Raw genomic sequence first — 15,381 nt, forward strand, 5'->3', positions numbered from 1 at the left:
GGAAGGTTGCCGATGTTGAAAGTCGTATTTCGTCGCTGGATGGTGTTGAGTCTGGTCGCCGTGGCAGGCCTGGCGCAGGCCACTACCTTGAAAATATCCACGCAATATCCCGATGGCAATGCCGTTCTGAACGAACTGCGCCGCGCCGGTCAGGCCATTGAAGCGCGCACCGACGGGCGTGTCGCTGTGCGGTTTTATCCCGGCGGTGTGATGGGTGATGACCTGGCCGTGCAGCGCAAAATTCGCATTGGTCAATTGCACGGCGCCTTGGTGCAAAGCGGTGCGCTGGCGAATTCTTATCGGGACGCTCAGGTATTAAATGCGCCGTTGTTGTTCCGGGATTACGACGAAGTTGATGCCGTTCGTACCGAACTGGATCCGGTGATTACTCAAGGCCTGGCCGATAACGGCTGGCTGACGTTTGGCTTGATTGAAGCCGGATTTGCCTATGGCATGAGCCAGCATCCGATGATGACGCTGGATGATCTGGAGCGGCAAAAACTCTGGCTGCCGGCGAACGATCCGTTGTCGGAACAGGTGGCCCGCGCGTTTGAAATCAATCCGATTGTGTTGAACATCGGCGATGTTTTGACCGGCCTGCAAACCGGCGCGATCAACGCCATCGTCGCGCCGCCAGTCGGTGCCATTACGTTGCAGTGGTACAGCCGTCTGGACTATTTGACCAATGCGCCTTTCATGTACACCTATGGCGTACTGGCGATTCACGAACGCGCACTGAACGGTGTGTCTGACGCCGATCGTTCCATCATCAACGAAGAGTTCACCACTGCCAGTCAGTTGATTGATCGCCAAACGCGGCAAGACAACAACCGCGCTCTCGCGGCGTTGCAGCAGTTGGGTATCGAGATACTGGAGCCGCAGCCGGAAGATCGTCAGGCTCTGGAGCGCGAGTCCGAAGAAGCGACCGAACGCTTGATCGACGACGGCCAGTTTTCGCAACAGATTTACGACCGGGTTCATCAGTTGCTGATGCAGGTGCGTAACGAATCATGAAAGGGTTGTGGCGTTTGGACGCAGCCCTGGCCCGGCTTGAAACCGGTCTGCTGGCGTTGTCTCTCTTTATTATGATTGGTCTGGCGGTGTTGCAGATTGGTCTGCGCAATCTGGTGGGAACCTCCTGGTTCTGGATCGATCCGGCCAATCGTCTGCTGGTGCTTTGGCTGGCACTGTTGGGTGCCCTGGTGGCAACGCGGCGCGGCGAACACATCGCCATCGATGCGTTGCGGCACTATGTGCGCGGTGTCGGGTCGTTGATCATTGAGCGTGCCGCTACGGCCTTTGCCGCCATGTTGACCGGCATGATGGCGTGGCAATCAACACGTTTTGTCATCGACGAATTCCAATTCAAAACCACCACCTTTGCCGAATTACCCGCCTGGCCGTTTGAGCTGATCATGCCCGTTGCCTTTGGGCTGATGGCGCTGCGCTTTGCGGGCCTGGTGTTTGTTGGCCGGCCGGAGGTGCGCGATGTCTAGTCTGATGTCGGCGATCATCGCGGCCTTCGCCGTGCTGGGCGCGCCCTTGTTCGTGGTGATTCTGGCAGCGGCGGCCTGGGGCTTCTGGGCCGCTGATATCGATTTGATGGTGCTACCTATCGAGTTGTATCGACTCACCGAAAACACCTTGCTGATGGCGTTGCCGTTGTTTGCCTTTGCCGGCTATTTGCTCAGCGAAAGCAAAACCGCCGATCGCCTGGTGCGTGTCTCTAACGCGGCGCTGGGCTGGTTGCCCGGCGGCAGCATTCTGATTGCGCTGTTGGCGTGCGCCTTTTTCACCATGTTGACCGGCGGTTCTGGCGTCACCATCGTTGCGCTGGGTGCTTTGCTGGTGCCGGCGCTAACGCGGGCTGGTTACAGCGAACGCTTCGCGCTGGGTCTGGTAACAACGTCTGGCAGCCTGGGGCTGCTGTTGCCGCCGGCCATTCCGCTGATTCTCTATGGTATCGTCGCCCAGCAGATGGATATCAGCGGCGTCGCCATCCAGGATCTGTTCCTGGCCGGTTTGATTCCGGCGCTGCTGATGATTCTCGCGCTGTGGGGCCTGGGTCTGTGGCAACAGCGTCATCAGTCGGTGCCTTTGGTGCCGTTCAGTGGCCGCGAACTGGGTGCGGCGCTGTGGGAAGCCAAATGGGAGCTGGGCATTCCGGTCATTGTGATTGGCGGCTTGTTCAGCGGCTGGTTGGTGGTTTCAGACATCGCGGCCATCACCGCTCTTTATGTGCTGATCATCGAAGTGCTGGTGTACCGCGAAATTCCCGTGCGTCGTCTGGGTGCCATTGCCACCGAAGCGATGAAAGTGGTCGGTGGCATTTTGCTGATCCTGGGTGTGGCCCTGGCCTTCACCAACTTGATGATCGACCTGCGCGTGCCGGATCAGGTGTTCGAGTGGGTCAGCACGCACATCGATAGTCGTTGGGCGTTCCTGCTGTTCCTCAATTTGGCGTTGCTGATTCTCGGCGCTGTGCTCGACATTTTTGCCGCGCTGATCATCATCGTGCCGTTGATTCTTCCGGTCGCGCAGCAATACGGTATCGACCCGATACACCTGGGCATCATTTTTGTCGCCAACATGCAGATTGGCTATTTCACGCCGCCGGTAGGCATGAACCTCTTTATCGCCAGTTACCGTTTTAAACGATCCATTACCGAGCTGTATTTGGCGACGCTGCCGATGATGCTGGTACTGATGGCAGTGGTTCTGTTGATCACCTATTGGGAAGGCATGGTGCTCTGGCTGGTCCGTTAAGGCGGCCAGAGCCGAACCAAAAAAATCCGCTAAACGTTTGACTCCATTAAGAAAATCGCTAAAATGCGCAACACTTTCGGGGCAGGGCAAGTCGATATGGCTGGTGCTGTTACTGGAAAAAGCAGTAGCCGGAAGGCTTTAAATTCTTGCGTTATGGGTGTGTAGCTCAGCTGGGAGAGCATCGCCCTTACAAGGCGAGGGTCAGCGGTTCGATCCCGTTCACACCCACCATAACGCGGAGCGGTAGTTCAGTTGGTTAGAATACCGGCCTGTCACGCCGGGGGTCGCGGGTTCGAGTCCCGTCCGTTCCGCCATTTCTCTACTAATCAGTAGAGCTCGTTTAACTAAGTAATAGCCAGTTAAACGTTTGATCTTCCCTAGACCTTTGGTCAAAGAAGACGGGAGCTGAAACCCGCCAAACAGGGCTGCAGAGCCTGAACTGTGTTTGGAGCGGTAGTTCAGTTGGTTAGAATACCGGCCTGTCACGCCGGGGGTCGCGGGTTCGAGTCCCGTCCGTTCCGCCATTTGAATCGATAGGTTTGAGTGGTGTTAGTAAGTCAGCCGGAAGGCTTTAAATTCTTGCGTTATGGGTGTGTAGCTTTTATGCCCGTAGGGTGCAGCTGGGGCGCGAAGCGCTTAGGCGGCCGTGGCGACGCAGCCAGTCGGAAGACTTAAAATTTTTAGCGTTATGGGTGTGTAGCTCAGCTGGGAGAGCATCGCCCTTACAAGGCGAGGGTCAGCGGTTCGATCCCGTTCACACCCACCATAACGCGGAGCGGTAGTTCAGTTGGTTAGAATACCGGCCTGTCACGCCGGGGGTCGCGGGTTCGAGTCCCGTCCGTTCCGCCATTCCTTTCTAGTAATTCGGTAAGACCCTGGTCGCGGTCTGGAGCGCCAGCCCGCTGGTATGCCCGTCCAATCGACTTCCGTCCGTTCCGCCATTTCCTTTCTGTGTTAAACCCTGTCTGGGTATCGACCCAATTCGCGGTCGTCAGCTTTCATTTCATACGCCTTATTTCCCATCGACTGTCCTCCGTCTTTTGCTAGCCTTGTTGTGCTGTCACTACGGCGAGAAACCTGCCTTTGCTGTTTCGTCAGCTTGACTCCAAACACCCCCTGTGGTGCCATTCGCCAAATTAAAACAACTGTTTGAAACGGGTGAAAGAATCGCCATGTCCACTGCTTATCCAGCTCTGTTCCAGTCTCTTGATGTTGGCCCCTTTGTGCTGAAAAACCGCTTCTTGATGGGTTCCATGCACACCGGTTTGGAAGAAACCAAAGGCGGTATTGAACGAGTCGCGGCGTTTTATGCCGAACGGGCGCGTGGTGGTGTGGCGTTGATCGTAACTGGTGGTGTGTCGCCCAATGAGGTCGGCGTTACTTATCCGAATGCCGCCAAGTTGACGACGGCGGAAGAAGTTCAGTCACACCGTGTGATCACCAGCGCGGTGCACGAGGCGGGCGGGCGTATCTGCATGCAGATTTTGCACACGGGTCGCTACGCCTTTGTGCAAAACAATGTATCAGCGTCGTCGTTGCAAGCGCCGATCAATCCGTTTCAACCGAAAGAACTCGACGACGCCGGTGTGGAACAAACCATCAATGACTTCATTCGTTGCGCTGAACTTGCCAAGCAAGCCGGTTACGACGGTGTCGAAGTCATGGGTTCGGAAGGCTATCTGATCAACCAGTTCACGGCGCCGCGCACCAACCAGCGTCAGGATCGCTGGGGCGGCGACATCAGCGGCCGTGCCAGCATCGCCGAACACATCGTGCGCGGTATTCGCGCGCAATGCGGCGACGATTTTCTGGTCGTTTATCGACTGTCGATGATCGATCTGGTGGAAGACGGTAACACCTGGGACGAGATCGTCGATCAGGCCAAACGCATCGAAGCGGCGGGTGTGCATTTGTTGAACACAGGCATCGGCTGGCACGAGGCGCGGGTGCCGACCATTGTGACCTCGGTGCCGCGTGCGGCTTTTGTGGCGGTGACCGAGCGCATTCGCAAAGAGGTGACGATTCCCGTCGTCGCCTGCAACCGCATCAACACACCGGAAGTGGCCGAGCGCATTGTGGCCAGTGGTCAGGCTGACATGGTGTCGATGGCGCGTCCGTTCCTGGCCGACGCTGATTTTGTCAACAAAGCGGAAGCTGGCGATGCCGAAGCGATCAACACTTGCATCGCCTGCAACCAGGCGTGTCTCGATCATGTGTTCGAGCTGAAACCGGCGTCGTGTTTGGTGAATCCGCGTGCCGGTCGCGAAACCGAATTGAATTACACGCCTGCCGAGCAACCCAAACGCGTCGCGGTGGTCGGCGCTGGCCCGGGCGGTTTATCGGCAGCGACCGTGGCGGCGCAGCGCGGGCATCACGTTACCCTGTTCGATGAACACGACGTCATCGGCGGCCAGTTCAATTTGGCGCGGCGTATTCCCGGTAAAGAAGAATTCAACGAGACACTGCGCTATTTCCGCGTGCAGTTGCAGCGCCTCGGCGTAGAGCTGCGCTTGGGCGCTCGGGTCGAAGCCGGTCAGTTGAGCGAGTTCGATGAGATCATCGTCGCCACCGGCATCGTGCCGCGTACGCCGGACATTCCGGGCATCGACCATCCGATGGTGGTGTCTTATGTCGATCTGGTGTCAGGAAAGGTTAAACCGGGCAAGCGTGTTGCCGTCATCGGTGCCGGTGGTATTGGCTTCGATGTGGGCGAAGTGCTGGTGCACGGCGAAGTCAGCCCCAGCCTGGACATCGACGCTTTTGCGCGCGAATGGGGCGTTGATTTGGCGGTGAACAGCCGCGGCGGTCTGGTGAAGCCGCAACCTGAACCCAGCCCGCGCGAAGTCTGGCTGTTGCAGCGCAAGGCATCGAAGCTGGGCAAAAATCTCGGCAAGACAACCGGCTGGGTGCATCGTGCAACATTAGCGCACAAAGGCGTGACGTTTGTATCGGGCGCGGACTATCAGCGCATCGACGATGCCGGCCTGCACATTCGCGTCGATGATCAGGAACAGACGTTGCCGGTCGATCAGATCGTCATCTGCGCCGGTCAGGAATCCCGCCTGGATTTGTATCAGGCGCTCGAAGCGGCGGGCCGGACCGCACACCGCATCGGTGGCGCACTGAAAGCCGGTGAACTGGACGCCAAACGCGCCATCCGCCAGGGCGCAGAAGTCGCCGCACAGCTGTAACGCAAGCACGCCGCTGAACCCACAGCGGCTGTGATACACTGCGCGCCTTTGCTAGCCAGGACCTGACATGGCCAAGATCAATTGGTTCCCCGGCCATATGGCCAAGGCGCGTCGCCAGATTGGCGAACTGATGCCCAAGATCGACGTGGTGATCGAAATCCTCGACGCCCGTCTGCCGCAATCCAGCATGAACCCCATTCTGAGTCAGGTGCGCGGCGACAAGCCGGTGGTTCGTTTGCTGTCGAAAAATGACCTGGCCGACCCCGAGATTACCGAAGCCTGGCGCGCGCATTTCAGCGCCGAGCACAACATCAGCGTCTTGCCGTTGGAAATCACCGATCGTCGCCAGATCAAGCGCGTACCCGACTTGTGCCGCAAGCTGGCTCCGTTTCGCGGCGGCGTTGGCAAGCCAGTCCGCGCGTTGGTGATGGGCATTCCCAACGTCGGCAAATCGACACTGTTGAACGGCCTGGCCGGTCGTCGTATCGCCAAAGTCGGCGACGAACCGGCGGTCACCCGCCGCCAACAACGCATTCAGATCGCCGACGATTTCACGCTGATGGACACGCCCGGCATCATGTGGCCGTCACCGGATAGCGAAGTCGGCGGTTACCGCCTGGCGGCGTCCGGCGCCGTACGCGACACCGCCGTCGAATACGAAGACATCGCCCTGTTCGCCGTCGATTACCTGATGCAACGCTACCCAGAGCGCCTGCAAGAGCGCTACAAACTCAAAGAAATCCCCGACAGCGCCATGGACTGCATGGCTGCCATCGCCCGCCAGCGTGCTTGTGCGCCGGGTGGCAACGTCGATTGGCATCGTGTCAGTGAGATTGTGCTGAAAGAATTGCGCGGTGGAATTCTGGGGCGGATCAGCTTGGAGGAGCCGGGTAGGGAGATTCCGTATCGGGAATTGGATACAGAAGCCGAACACTAATCGCGGCGCTTTCCGCCGGGCTGAATTATCGATCATCGCCAGCTCAGTTCCATGAATACCGGCATAGGCTCAATCACTGTGATGATCACTCGCAGCTACAAAGATGGATCCAGGGAGTTAGGCGTTGTTTTCAAAACCTCTATAAAGGCACGCAGGTTGACGGGAACTTGCCGGTAGCCTGGATAATAAAGCGCCAACCCTGGGTAGTAAGGGCACCATGATTCGAGCAAGGGGACCAATTGACCTTGCTTCAAATAGGGCTTGGCCAATAGTTGTGGAACGAAGGCGATTCCCAAACCACTAATCGCCGCTTGCAGCATCAATTCGGAGCGATTGAGCCTTAAAGCACCCGCCACATCAACGCTGAGCGATTCCCCTTGGCGTTCAAATTCCCATTTGAAAGACCTGCCGGCTGGTGTGCGTGAGCAGATGCATTGGTGGTCTTTCAAATCATCCGGCGTCAGTGGAATCTGCTTGTTTCTAAGGTAGGCCGGCGAGGCCACTGGCAACATCCGGGATGGTTCGCCAAATCGAACCGCAATCATGTCCAGGGGAATGTCTTCTCCCAGTCGAAATCCGGCGTCAAATCCTTCGGCGACAATGTCGACAAACTCGGATTTTGCCACCAGGTCAACGCTGACCTCCGGATATTGTTCGATAAATGTCGGGATGGCAGTCTGCATCAAAATCATTGATGCGGTCTCAGATGCCGTCAGGCGCAACTGGCCGGACGGTCGCTGGCGTTCAGATTCAATTTCCACCAAGGCGCTATCGATGGCGTGAAGGATAGGTGCCAGGCGGTCCACCAGGCGCTGTCCTGCCGCAGTTGGTGAAACACTGCGGGTGGTTCGGTGCAGTAATCGTACTTCCAGCCGGGTTTCGAGTGCGGTCATCATATGACTGAGTGTAGATGGCGCCATGTCCATATCGCCGGCGGCTTTGCGGAAGCTGCGGTGACTGACAATGGCAGTCAGTGCACGTAGCTCAGTCAGTGACGGCTTGCTATTCATGGTTAATTTGCACTAGTTCATCCAAAGATAGGTTGGTTATCACCATCAAACTACCGCTTTATCCTGTCGCTCTCAATGGTGAGCTCGATACGGGAGAGCGAAAATGACAGAACGTACTTGGTTGATTACTGGAATTAATAGCGGCTTTGGCCGGTTGATGACTGAAACCTTGCTGGCGCGCGGAGAACGTGTGGCAGGAACAACGCGCAACCTGGCAGCAGTCAACGATCTTAAGGCTCAGTATGGCGAGCGGCTGTGGGTAGCCGTGCTCGACCTCACCGACACCGATGCGATTCACACAACGGTGCAACGGGCGTATGAGGAATTGGGCCGTATTGATGTCGTTGTTAATAACGCCGGCTATGGCTTGTTTGGCGCTGCGGAAGGACTCAGTAACGAACAAATACGACATCAGCTGGATACGAACCTGGTGGGTCCTATTCAGGTCGTTCGGGCGGCACTGCCTTTTCTGCGGCAACAGGCGGGTGGGCACATCATTCAGCTGTCCACTTATGGCGGTCAGGCAACGCACCCCGGTGCATCCTTGTATCACGCCAGCAAATGGGGGATTGAGGGTTTTATGGAATCACTGGCGGCAGAAGTATCTGCTTTTGGTATCAAGGTCACCCTGGTGGAGCCAGGTGGCGCGCGAACCGCTTTTCGTTCTGCCGCGAGCAGTAACCTGGGGCTTCGACTGGACGCCTACAAAGGAACACCGGCGGATATGGTGCATACGGTATTGACCGATCCGGCACGGGAGCCAAACGGTGATCCTGCCAAAATGGCCGCAGCCATGATCAACTGTGTGGATATTGAGCCGGCACCGCGGCGTCTGATTTTGGGATCGGACGCCTACCGGATCATCCACGATGCGTTGTCACAGCGATTGGCTGAACTGGAAGCGCAGGAAGAAACAGCGGCGCAGACCGATATCAGCGCCGGCTGATAGTGTGTCCGTCAGGTTTCCAGCAACACGCGGATATGCGCTTCGGCGCTGTCCGCCAGCGCTTTCAGGTGATAGCCACCTTCCAGCATCGACACAATGCGCCCCTCACAAACCTCTTCCGCGACTTCAACAATGCGACGGGTAATCCAGTCGTAGTCGGCCGTTTGCCAGTTCAGTTGGCCCAGTGGGTCGAGCGTGTGGGCGTCGAAGCCGGCGGAGATGAAGATCATTTCCGGTTGGTGGTCGAGCAGCGCAGGGCGCCAGCGGGCTTCCCAGTCGGCTTTTAGATCGTCGGCGGTGGCGAAGGTGATTTGAGGTGATAAGACGATGTGCGGGTGTTCGCTGGCCCAGTGTGAATTGGGGTAGAACGGGTGCTGGAAGCTGGAGCAGACCATAACCTCCGGTCGGCTCTCGAAGGCTTCGATGGTGCCGTTGCATTGGTGCACGTCGAAATCGATGATGGCGACGCGTTTCAAACCGTGCACGGCGATGGCGTGAGCAGCAGCCACTGCAATGTTGTTGAAGAAGCAGAAGCCCATCGTCACGTCGGGTTCGGCGTGGTGGCCCGGCGGGCGTACCGCGCAGAAGGCACGTTGGTATTCGCCGGCCATGATGGCGTCAACCGCGCCGGTACCAGCGCCGACCGCCCGGTACGCCGCTTCCCAGGTGTAAGGCCCCATTAACGTATCGGGGTCGGCTTGTATCAGGCCGTGTTCTGGGCTGATGCGGTCGAGTTGTTCGATGTAGATGTCGCTGTGAATGCGACGCACGGTTTCGGCGGTATCGAGGCGGGCTTCGCGTACATCCAGGCGCTGCATCAGTCCGGTTTCATCGAGTCGGCTGAGGATGGCTTCCAGTCGCTGCGGCGATTCCGGATGACCTTCGCCCATGTCATGCAGTTGGCAAACCGGATGATGGATGAGCGCTGTTCGAGTCATGCGGACGGTCCATTGAAAGGCAAGGCAGTATAAGGCTAGTCTTGTCGCGATTCATCCCGACTTTGGTGGTACCGTGCCCGACCTCAGTGCCTTTTTCCAGCCCAAAAGTGTTGCGGTTTTGGGTGCCTCAGAACGACCCGGCAGCATGGGCGCAGTGGTCACCACCAACTTGAAAGACGCCGGTTTTGAAGGCCGCATTTATGGCGTCAATCTCAAAGACTACGACCGCGTTTTCGGCTTTCCCTGTTACCGCTATGTGCGGCAAATTCCCGATCCGGTCGATCTGGCGCTGATTTGCCTGCCGCCGGAAACCATTTTGCGTGTGCTGCCGCAACTCGGTCGCAAAGGCATTAAGGCGGCCATCATTCTGACCGGCGGTCTGTCGCGGCGTCTGGCGGTGGAGCAAAAACGGCGTAACCAACGCATTGAGGAGTTGGCGCGCGAGCTGAACATCCGCATCCTGGGGCCGCATTGCTTGGGCGTTTTGGTGCCGGACGCCAAACTCAACGCCAGTTTTGCGCATTTGAACGCCGAACCGGGCCGGTCGGCCTACGTCGGGCATTCGGCGGCCCTGGGTTCGGCCTTGCTGGATTGGGCCGGCGCGCGCGGCATTGGCTTCTCACACTTTCTGACCGCCGGTTCCAGCGCTGATCTGCGCATCTCCGACATCGTCGACCATCTGTCCACCGACCGCCGCGTGCGCGCCATCCTGATTCACCTGGAACACATTCGCGACGCCAACCGTTTGTTGATCGCCATGCGTGCGGCCGCCCGCTCGAAAAAAGTGCTGGCGATCCGCACTCAGGTGCAGGACAAACTGCCGCCGGGCCTGATTGACCGGCGCGCCGTCGATGACGAATTTTTCGCCCGTGCCGGGGTGTTGCAGGTTGATAGCGTCGATGGCTTGTTCAGCGGTCTGGAAGTGCTGTCGCGGGCGCGGCCACTGCATCGGCCCAATCTGGCGATTGTCAGCAACGGACTCGGCCCGGCGATGCTGGCGCGCCAGCAGTTGCAGACGCTGGGCGGTGAATTGGCACCAGTCGGCACCGCCAGCGAGCGGTTGACGGATCTTTGGTACGCCGATGAAACCGGCTACAACCCGGCCATTCTGCCCGCCAACGCCAGTGGCGACGATTACGTGCGGGTGCTGAGTGAATTGGAAAAGGAACACGCCATCGGCGGCATTCTGGTGGTGCATGGCCCGAACCGACGTTCCGACCCGACCGAAGTCGCCAAGAAACTACTGCCTTGGGTAAAGCGCAGCCGGCGCCTGGTGCTGACCTGTTTCCTCGGCGGCGTCAGCATTGGTAAGGCGCGGCAGGCGTTTGATGCGGCGGGTCTGCTGAATTTCGATTCGCCCAACGACGCCGTCGAGGCGTTTTTCACGCTGGCCAAACACGAAATGGCGCAAGAGCGGCTGCGTGAAACGCCAACCTCCATGGCGCTCGGTTTCCAGCCGGATCGCGATCAGGCGTTGCAATTGTTCCGTCAGGCCGAAGAGCAAAAGCGCCGCTATTTCACCTGGGCTGAAGCGCGCATGTTGATGCGGCTTTATGGGTTCCAGATGGTCGATTCAACCTTTGGGGTCGACTTCGATCGGGTGCTGGAACGATTGACGCATCGCTATTTCCCGGCGTCGTTGCGCCTGGTGCACGAGGCCTACTGTTATCCGTTTGCCTACAACGAAACACCAGCGGAGCGTTGGCGCGGCGTGCGCATCGAACTGAATTCGCCGGAGGAACTGCGTCAGGCACGCGACGAACTGGAAGCCGAGAAAGCCGAGCGTTTCCCCAACAGCCGCACCCTTGGCTGGGGTGTGCAGCCGATGCGACGCAAGATCGATCACCTGCAATTCAGCTTGGGCATGACGCGCGATGAATCCTACGGGCCGTTGATTCTGTTTGGCGAAGGCGGTTCCCGCGCCGATATGCTGGCTGATCGTCAGGTAGCGCTGCCGCCGCTGAACGCCAGCCTGGCGCGCCAGATGATTTTGCGTTCGCACGGCTATCAGGTATTGGCGGAACGTTCAGACCATCTGGAGAAAGATTTAGCACGGCTGACCCGAGCCTTGAAACGGCTGTCGCAAATGGTGATCGATCTGCCCGAACTGGCCGGTCTGGAAGTCAATATTCTGCTGCAACCGGGCGAGGAATTGCTGGTGTTGGGCGTCGCGGCCTGCCGTGGGCCGGCGCAACGCCCGGCGTTGAATCCGTACCCGAGCGAACTGGTCGAGCGCATCAAACTGAAAGATGAACGTTCCATTCTGATCCGGCCAATTCGCGGCGAAGACGAACCTCAGCTCAAGGCGTTTTATGGCGGCTTTGACGCCGACGCCTTGCGCTTGCGCTTTTTCGGCAGCCGGCTGAATTTCGAACACCGGGAACTCGCGACGTTATGCCAGATCGATTACCGCCGCGAAATGGTGTTTGTGGCGCTGTCAGAAGGCGCAATCGTTGGTGAAATGCGGCTCTGGACCGATGTGAACACCAACGAACTGGAATTCGCCATCATGGTTTTGCCGGCGTTTCAGGGCACAGGCCTGGCCGGTCAACTGATGCGCAAGACGCTGGAATATGGCCGTGCTCAAGGCGTCGATCAAATCGTGGCTGACGTCCTGGCGGAGAACCAGCCGATGCTCGGACTGGGCAAACGTTTCGGATTTCGCGTCGAACCGGACGAAGAGGGCGTGGTTCGGTTACGCTTGTCGCTCCAATCGGTTAAGGAACCTGTCCGTGCTGTATGAACTTGGCAACCATCGCATTGAATTACCGGGCCAGGCGCCGAAATCGACCCCCGACGATCGCCTGTTGCTGTGGCAGGACGGCGAATTGGTCAGCCCGGATGACGACTGGGTGCAACGCCGTTCCGATTGGTCCAGCGATGCGTTAGTGGACGAGGAATTCATCGGCCTGCTCGACGGCCATGCCTATTACACCGCCCAACTGAACGGCGCCCAAGACTTTCCCCGACTGGGTTTGCGAGACATCGGTCTGCGCAGCGAAACCGCTTTTATGTTGGCAGCGCGCGCCCGTGGTTTGCTCGACTGGCGGCGTCAGCATCGGTTTTGCGGCCAATGCGGCCAGCCGACGCAGGCGATGACCGGTGAATCGGCCATGGTTTGCGAACCCTGCCAATTGCGGTTTTATCCGCGCGTCAGCCCCTGTGTGATTGTGTTAATCACCCGCGGGCCGGAAGTGTTGCTGGCGCAGGGCACGCGCCATCGCAGTGCGAATTGGTACAGCACGCTGGCGGGGTTTGTGGAAACCGGCGAATCGTTGGAGCAGGCGGTGCACCGCGAAATCCGCGAGGAAGTTGGGGTGGAAGTGACCAATCTGCGCTACCAAGGCAGCCAGACCTGGCCGTTTCCGCATCAATTAATGCTGGGCTTTTGGGCCGACTACGCTGGCGGCGACATTCGCCCGGAGCCGGGTGAAATCGCCGATGCGCGCTGGTTCCATCTCGATGAACTGCCCGAGTTCCCGCCCAGCTTCTCCATTGCCGGCTATATGATCGATTCTTACCGACGGTTCTGGGCGTCCGCCTGAGCGTTTTGCGGATGCGCGTGAATGTCCTGGCGGACAAACCAGGCGATGCCGCCAAAAAACGCGAAGATCAAACCGACAGTGAGCAGACCGGCGATAACAACAGTGTCGAAATACATGGTTGGTAACCCCTTGGACTGGAGGATGCGTTCAGTCTAGGGGCGGGGCGGGATTCGGATTTGACCTGGATCAAGGCAGTAAGGTCTGCCGATTGATCCAGATCAATTCAGGCGCTGATGCCGAGTTCGAGGCGTTCGCAATCGGCCAGGGACGCCATCTGGGTCAGGGCGGTTAAATCGACGATTTCGATGTCGCGCGCGCTGTTGCTGTCGGCCAGAATGCCCTGGCGCTGGAAGCGGGTGAACACGCGGCTCACAGTCTCTACCGCCATGCCCAGATAGTTGGCGATGTCCGAACGCGCCATGGTCAGGCGGAACTGGGTGCCCGAATAACCACGCCGGCGGAAACGCGCCGCCAGGTTCAACAGGAAAGAGGCGATGCGCTCTTCCGCGCTTTTCTTGCTCAGCAGCAACATCATTTGCTGATCTTCACGCAGTTCACGGCCCATCAACCTCAGCAACTGACGCCGCAGTTCAGGCAACTGGCCCGACAGGGCATCAAGTCGATCCACCGGAATTTCGCACACGTTGGTGGTTTCCAGCGCCCGTGCAGAGGCGGGGTAGACGGGAGAGTCATAGGCGTCCAGACCGACCAGTTCGCTGGCCAGATGGAAGCCCGTGATCTGCTCGTCGCCGTCCTGAGTCAGGGTGTAGGTTTTCACCGTGCCGGTGCGCACGGCAAAGACGGAATCGAAGGGTTCGCCCTGGGCGAACAGGAGTTCCCCTTTTTTGATCGGCCGACCGCGCCGGATGATGGCATCCAGCTTGTCCATTTCACTGGTATCCAGTGACAACGGCAGGCACAAAGGGTGCAAACTGCAATTGCTGCAGTGAGTGGTCAACGACATCACGAATCTCCCGTCCAAGGGCTGGCAGCCAGCGTTCTCCAACCACGGTAAAACGCCCACTGTTCTGTGTTCGCCATCTTAGCCGAATCGACCGGTCTGTACAGGCTTGGGGTCTATTCGTCGGTCAGTTCGTCGGTGTCCGGTACCCAGGTATTGACGCGGGTTTGTGCCATCGGACTGAACTCGCCGCCGTCGCTGACTGGCGCCAACGGGATGCCGATGGCCTGCATTGACAGGAAATCGAATTGTTGACGGTCCGCCAGTTGGGACGGTGCGATGTTCTGGATGGACCGGAAGATGTTTTCAACGCGGCCCGGATGCTGTTTTTCCCAGTCGCGCAACATGCCTTTAATCGCCTGGCGTTGCAGGTTGTCCTGCGAGCCGCACAGGTTGCACGGGATGATCGGGAATTCGCGCGCCTGGGCGTATTGCTCGATGTCGTCTTCGCGGCAATAGGCCAACGGCCGGATCAGAATGTTGGTGCCGCTGTCGGACAACAACTTAGGCGGCATGGCTTTGAGTTTGCCGCCGTAAAACATGTTCAAAAACAGCGTTTCCAGAATGTCGTCGCGATGATGGCCGAGCGCGACCTTGGTCGCGCCGATCTGGTCGGCAAAGGCGTAAAGCGTGCCGCGACGCAGCCGTGAGCAGATACCGCAGGTGGTTTTGCCCTCGGGCACCATGTCCTGAACGATGCTGTAAGTGTCGCGCTCCAGGATGTGGTACGGCACGCCCAGGTTTTTCAGGTAATTGGGCAGAATGTCTTCCGGGAAGCCGGGTTGTTTCTGGTCCAGATTGACCGCCACCAGTTTGAAATCGACCGGCGCGCTGCGTTGCAAATTCATCAGGATGTCGAGCAGGGTGTAGGAATCTTTGCCGCCAGAGAGGCACACCATGACGGTGTCGCCTTCTTCGATCATGTTGAAATCGGCAATGGCGCGACCGGTTTCGCGGCGCAGCCGTTTTTGCAGTTTGTTGAATTCGGTACGCGATTTCTTTTCGGCAATGCTCTGGACAGTCATGGTGTTCTGGACGGCTGGGGGTCGGGCGCGTGTTCTACCACCTCAGCCGCCGAACAACAAGC

13 protein-coding genes and 5 tRNA genes are annotated in these 15,381 nt (G+C 58.4%); 13 read left to right on the top strand and 5 right to left on the bottom strand.

Features of this window, described 5'->3' with window-relative positions; genetic code table 11:
- The first annotated feature begins 12 nt into the window (after positions 1-12).
- The 10 genes from DW349_RS05860 (at position 13) to ylqF (ending at position 6,894) form a co-directional block, all read left to right on the top strand.
- Positions 13-1,014 (top strand): TRAP transporter substrate-binding protein, encoded by a 1,002-nt coding sequence (locus DW349_RS05860; RefSeq protein WP_108126795.1) that lies wholly within the window; start codon positions 13-15, stop codon positions 1,012-1,014.
- On the top strand, positions 1,011-1,496 hold the full coding sequence (locus DW349_RS05865) for a TRAP transporter small permease (protein ID WP_108126793.1): 486 nt from the start codon (positions 1,011-1,013) through the stop codon (positions 1,494-1,496). Before DW349_RS05860 ends, DW349_RS05865 begins: the two co-directional genes overlap by 4 nt.
- Positions 1,489-2,766: a TRAP transporter large permease gene (locus DW349_RS05870; protein WP_108126791.1), complete on the top strand. Its 1,278-nt coding sequence runs from the start codon at positions 1,489-1,491 to the stop codon at positions 2,764-2,766. The genes DW349_RS05865 and DW349_RS05870 overlap by 8 nt, the downstream gene beginning before the upstream one ends.
- A gap of 155 nt (positions 2,767-2,921) precedes the next feature.
- A tRNA-Val gene (locus tag DW349_RS05875) sits at positions 2,922-2,997 on the top strand.
- Between the two features lie 6 nt (positions 2,998-3,003).
- Positions 3,004-3,080, top strand: a tRNA-Asp gene (locus tag DW349_RS05880).
- Between the two features lie 133 nt (positions 3,081-3,213).
- A tRNA-Asp gene (locus tag DW349_RS05885) sits at positions 3,214-3,290 on the top strand.
- Positions 3,291-3,456: 166 nt separating this feature from the next.
- Positions 3,457-3,532: transfer RNA gene (locus DW349_RS05890), tRNA-Val, on the top strand.
- A 6-nt stretch (positions 3,533-3,538) separates the two neighbouring features.
- Positions 3,539-3,615, top strand: a tRNA-Asp gene (locus tag DW349_RS05895).
- Positions 3,616-3,938: 323 nt separating this feature from the next.
- Entirely contained in the window at positions 3,939-5,957 is a 2,019-nt protein-coding gene (locus tag DW349_RS05900) for an NADPH-dependent 2,4-dienoyl-CoA reductase (protein WP_108124883.1), read from the top strand.
- A gap of 67 nt (positions 5,958-6,024) precedes the next feature.
- Positions 6,025-6,894 (top strand): ribosome biogenesis GTPase YlqF, encoded by an 870-nt coding sequence (gene ylqF / locus DW349_RS05905; RefSeq protein WP_108124850.1) that lies wholly within the window; start codon positions 6,025-6,027, stop codon positions 6,892-6,894.
- A 95-nt stretch (positions 6,895-6,989) separates the two neighbouring features.
- On the opposite strand, the gene DW349_RS05910 is transcribed toward ylqF, so the two are convergent.
- A complete protein-coding gene (locus DW349_RS05910) occupies positions 6,990-7,904 on the bottom strand; it encodes a LysR family transcriptional regulator (RefSeq protein WP_108124849.1) in 915 nt (304 codons plus the stop codon).
- A 103-nt stretch (positions 7,905-8,007) separates the two neighbouring features.
- On the opposite strand from DW349_RS05910, the gene DW349_RS05915 reads away from it, so the two are divergent.
- On the top strand, positions 8,008-8,850 hold the full coding sequence (locus DW349_RS05915) for an SDR family oxidoreductase (protein ID WP_108124848.1): 843 nt from the start codon (positions 8,008-8,010) through the stop codon (positions 8,848-8,850).
- Positions 8,851-8,861: 11 nt separating this feature from the next.
- Here the strand turns inward: DW349_RS05915 and DW349_RS05920 are convergent, their stop codons facing one another.
- Positions 8,862-9,788, bottom strand: a complete 927-nt coding sequence (locus DW349_RS05920; RefSeq protein WP_108124847.1) for a histone deacetylase family protein — start codon at positions 9,786-9,788, stop codon at positions 8,862-8,864.
- Between the two features lie 73 nt (positions 9,789-9,861).
- Between DW349_RS05920 and DW349_RS05925 the strand changes: the two genes are divergently transcribed.
- On the top strand, positions 9,862-12,531 hold the full coding sequence (locus DW349_RS05925) for a bifunctional acetate--CoA ligase family protein/GNAT family N-acetyltransferase (RefSeq protein WP_108124846.1): 2,670 nt from the start codon (positions 9,862-9,864) through the stop codon (positions 12,529-12,531).
- Positions 12,521-13,333 carry an NAD(+) diphosphatase gene (gene nudC / locus DW349_RS05930; RefSeq protein ID WP_198650439.1) on the top strand — a complete coding sequence of 271 codons (813 nt, stop codon included), beginning with the start codon at positions 12,521-12,523 and terminating at the stop codon, positions 13,331-13,333. Before DW349_RS05925 ends, nudC begins: the two co-directional genes overlap by 11 nt.
- On the opposite strand, the gene ccoM is transcribed toward nudC, so the two are convergent.
- The 3 genes from ccoM to ttcA all read right to left on the bottom strand — a co-directional run bounded on the left by ccoM (position 13,306) and on the right by ttcA (position 15,319).
- Positions 13,306-13,449 (bottom strand): cytochrome c oxidase subunit CcoM, encoded by a 144-nt coding sequence (gene ccoM, locus DW349_RS17455; protein WP_198650438.1) that lies wholly within the window; start codon positions 13,447-13,449, stop codon positions 13,306-13,308. The two genes, nudC and ccoM, sit on opposite strands and share 28 nt — an antisense overlap.
- A gap of 107 nt (positions 13,450-13,556) precedes the next feature.
- On the bottom strand, positions 13,557-14,297 hold the full coding sequence (fnr, locus tag DW349_RS05935; protein ID WP_108124844.1) for a fumarate/nitrate reduction transcriptional regulator Fnr: 741 nt from the start codon (positions 14,295-14,297) through the stop codon (positions 13,557-13,559).
- Positions 14,298-14,410: 113 nt separating this feature from the next.
- Positions 14,411-15,319 carry a tRNA 2-thiocytidine(32) synthetase TtcA gene (gene ttcA, locus DW349_RS05940; protein ID WP_108124843.1) on the bottom strand — a complete coding sequence of 303 codons (909 nt, stop codon included), beginning with the start codon at positions 15,317-15,319 and terminating at the stop codon, positions 14,411-14,413.
- Between the last annotated feature and the right edge of the window lie 62 nt (positions 15,320-15,381).

The organism is Saccharospirillum mangrovi, assembly GCF_003367315.1.
GTDB classification, from domain to species: Bacteria; Pseudomonadota; Gammaproteobacteria; order Pseudomonadales; family Natronospirillaceae; genus Saccharospirillum; species Saccharospirillum mangrovi.

Coding starts and splice junctions, on each gene's coding strand:
- DW349_RS05865 (WP_108126793.1), top strand. CDS start 1,011: ATGAAAGGGTTGTGGCGTTTGGACGCAGCCCTGGCCCGGCTTGAAACC.
- DW349_RS05860 (WP_108126795.1), top strand. CDS start 13: ATGTTGAAAGTCGTATTTCGTCGCTGGATGGTGTTGAGTCTGGTCGCC.
- ccoM (WP_198650438.1), bottom strand. CDS start 13,449: ATGTATTTCGACACTGTTGTTATCGCCGGTCTGCTCACTGTCGGTTTG.
- ttcA (WP_108124843.1), bottom strand. CDS start 15,319: ATGACTGTCCAGAGCATTGCCGAAAAGAAATCGCGTACCGAATTCAAC.
- ylqF (WP_108124850.1), top strand. CDS start 6,025: ATGGCCAAGATCAATTGGTTCCCCGGCCATATGGCCAAGGCGCGTCGC.
- DW349_RS05910 (WP_108124849.1), bottom strand. CDS start 7,904: ATGAATAGCAAGCCGTCACTGACTGAGCTACGTGCACTGACTGCCATT.
- DW349_RS05915 (WP_108124848.1), top strand. CDS start 8,008: ATGACAGAACGTACTTGGTTGATTACTGGAATTAATAGCGGCTTTGGC.
- DW349_RS05920 (WP_108124847.1), bottom strand. CDS start 9,788: ATGACTCGAACAGCGCTCATCCATCATCCGGTTTGCCAACTGCATGAC.
- DW349_RS05870 (WP_108126791.1), top strand. CDS start 1,489: ATGTCTAGTCTGATGTCGGCGATCATCGCGGCCTTCGCCGTGCTGGGC.
- DW349_RS05900 (WP_108124883.1), top strand. CDS start 3,939: ATGTCCACTGCTTATCCAGCTCTGTTCCAGTCTCTTGATGTTGGCCCC.
- fnr (WP_108124844.1), bottom strand. CDS start 14,297: ATGTCGTTGACCACTCACTGCAGCAATTGCAGTTTGCACCCTTTGTGC.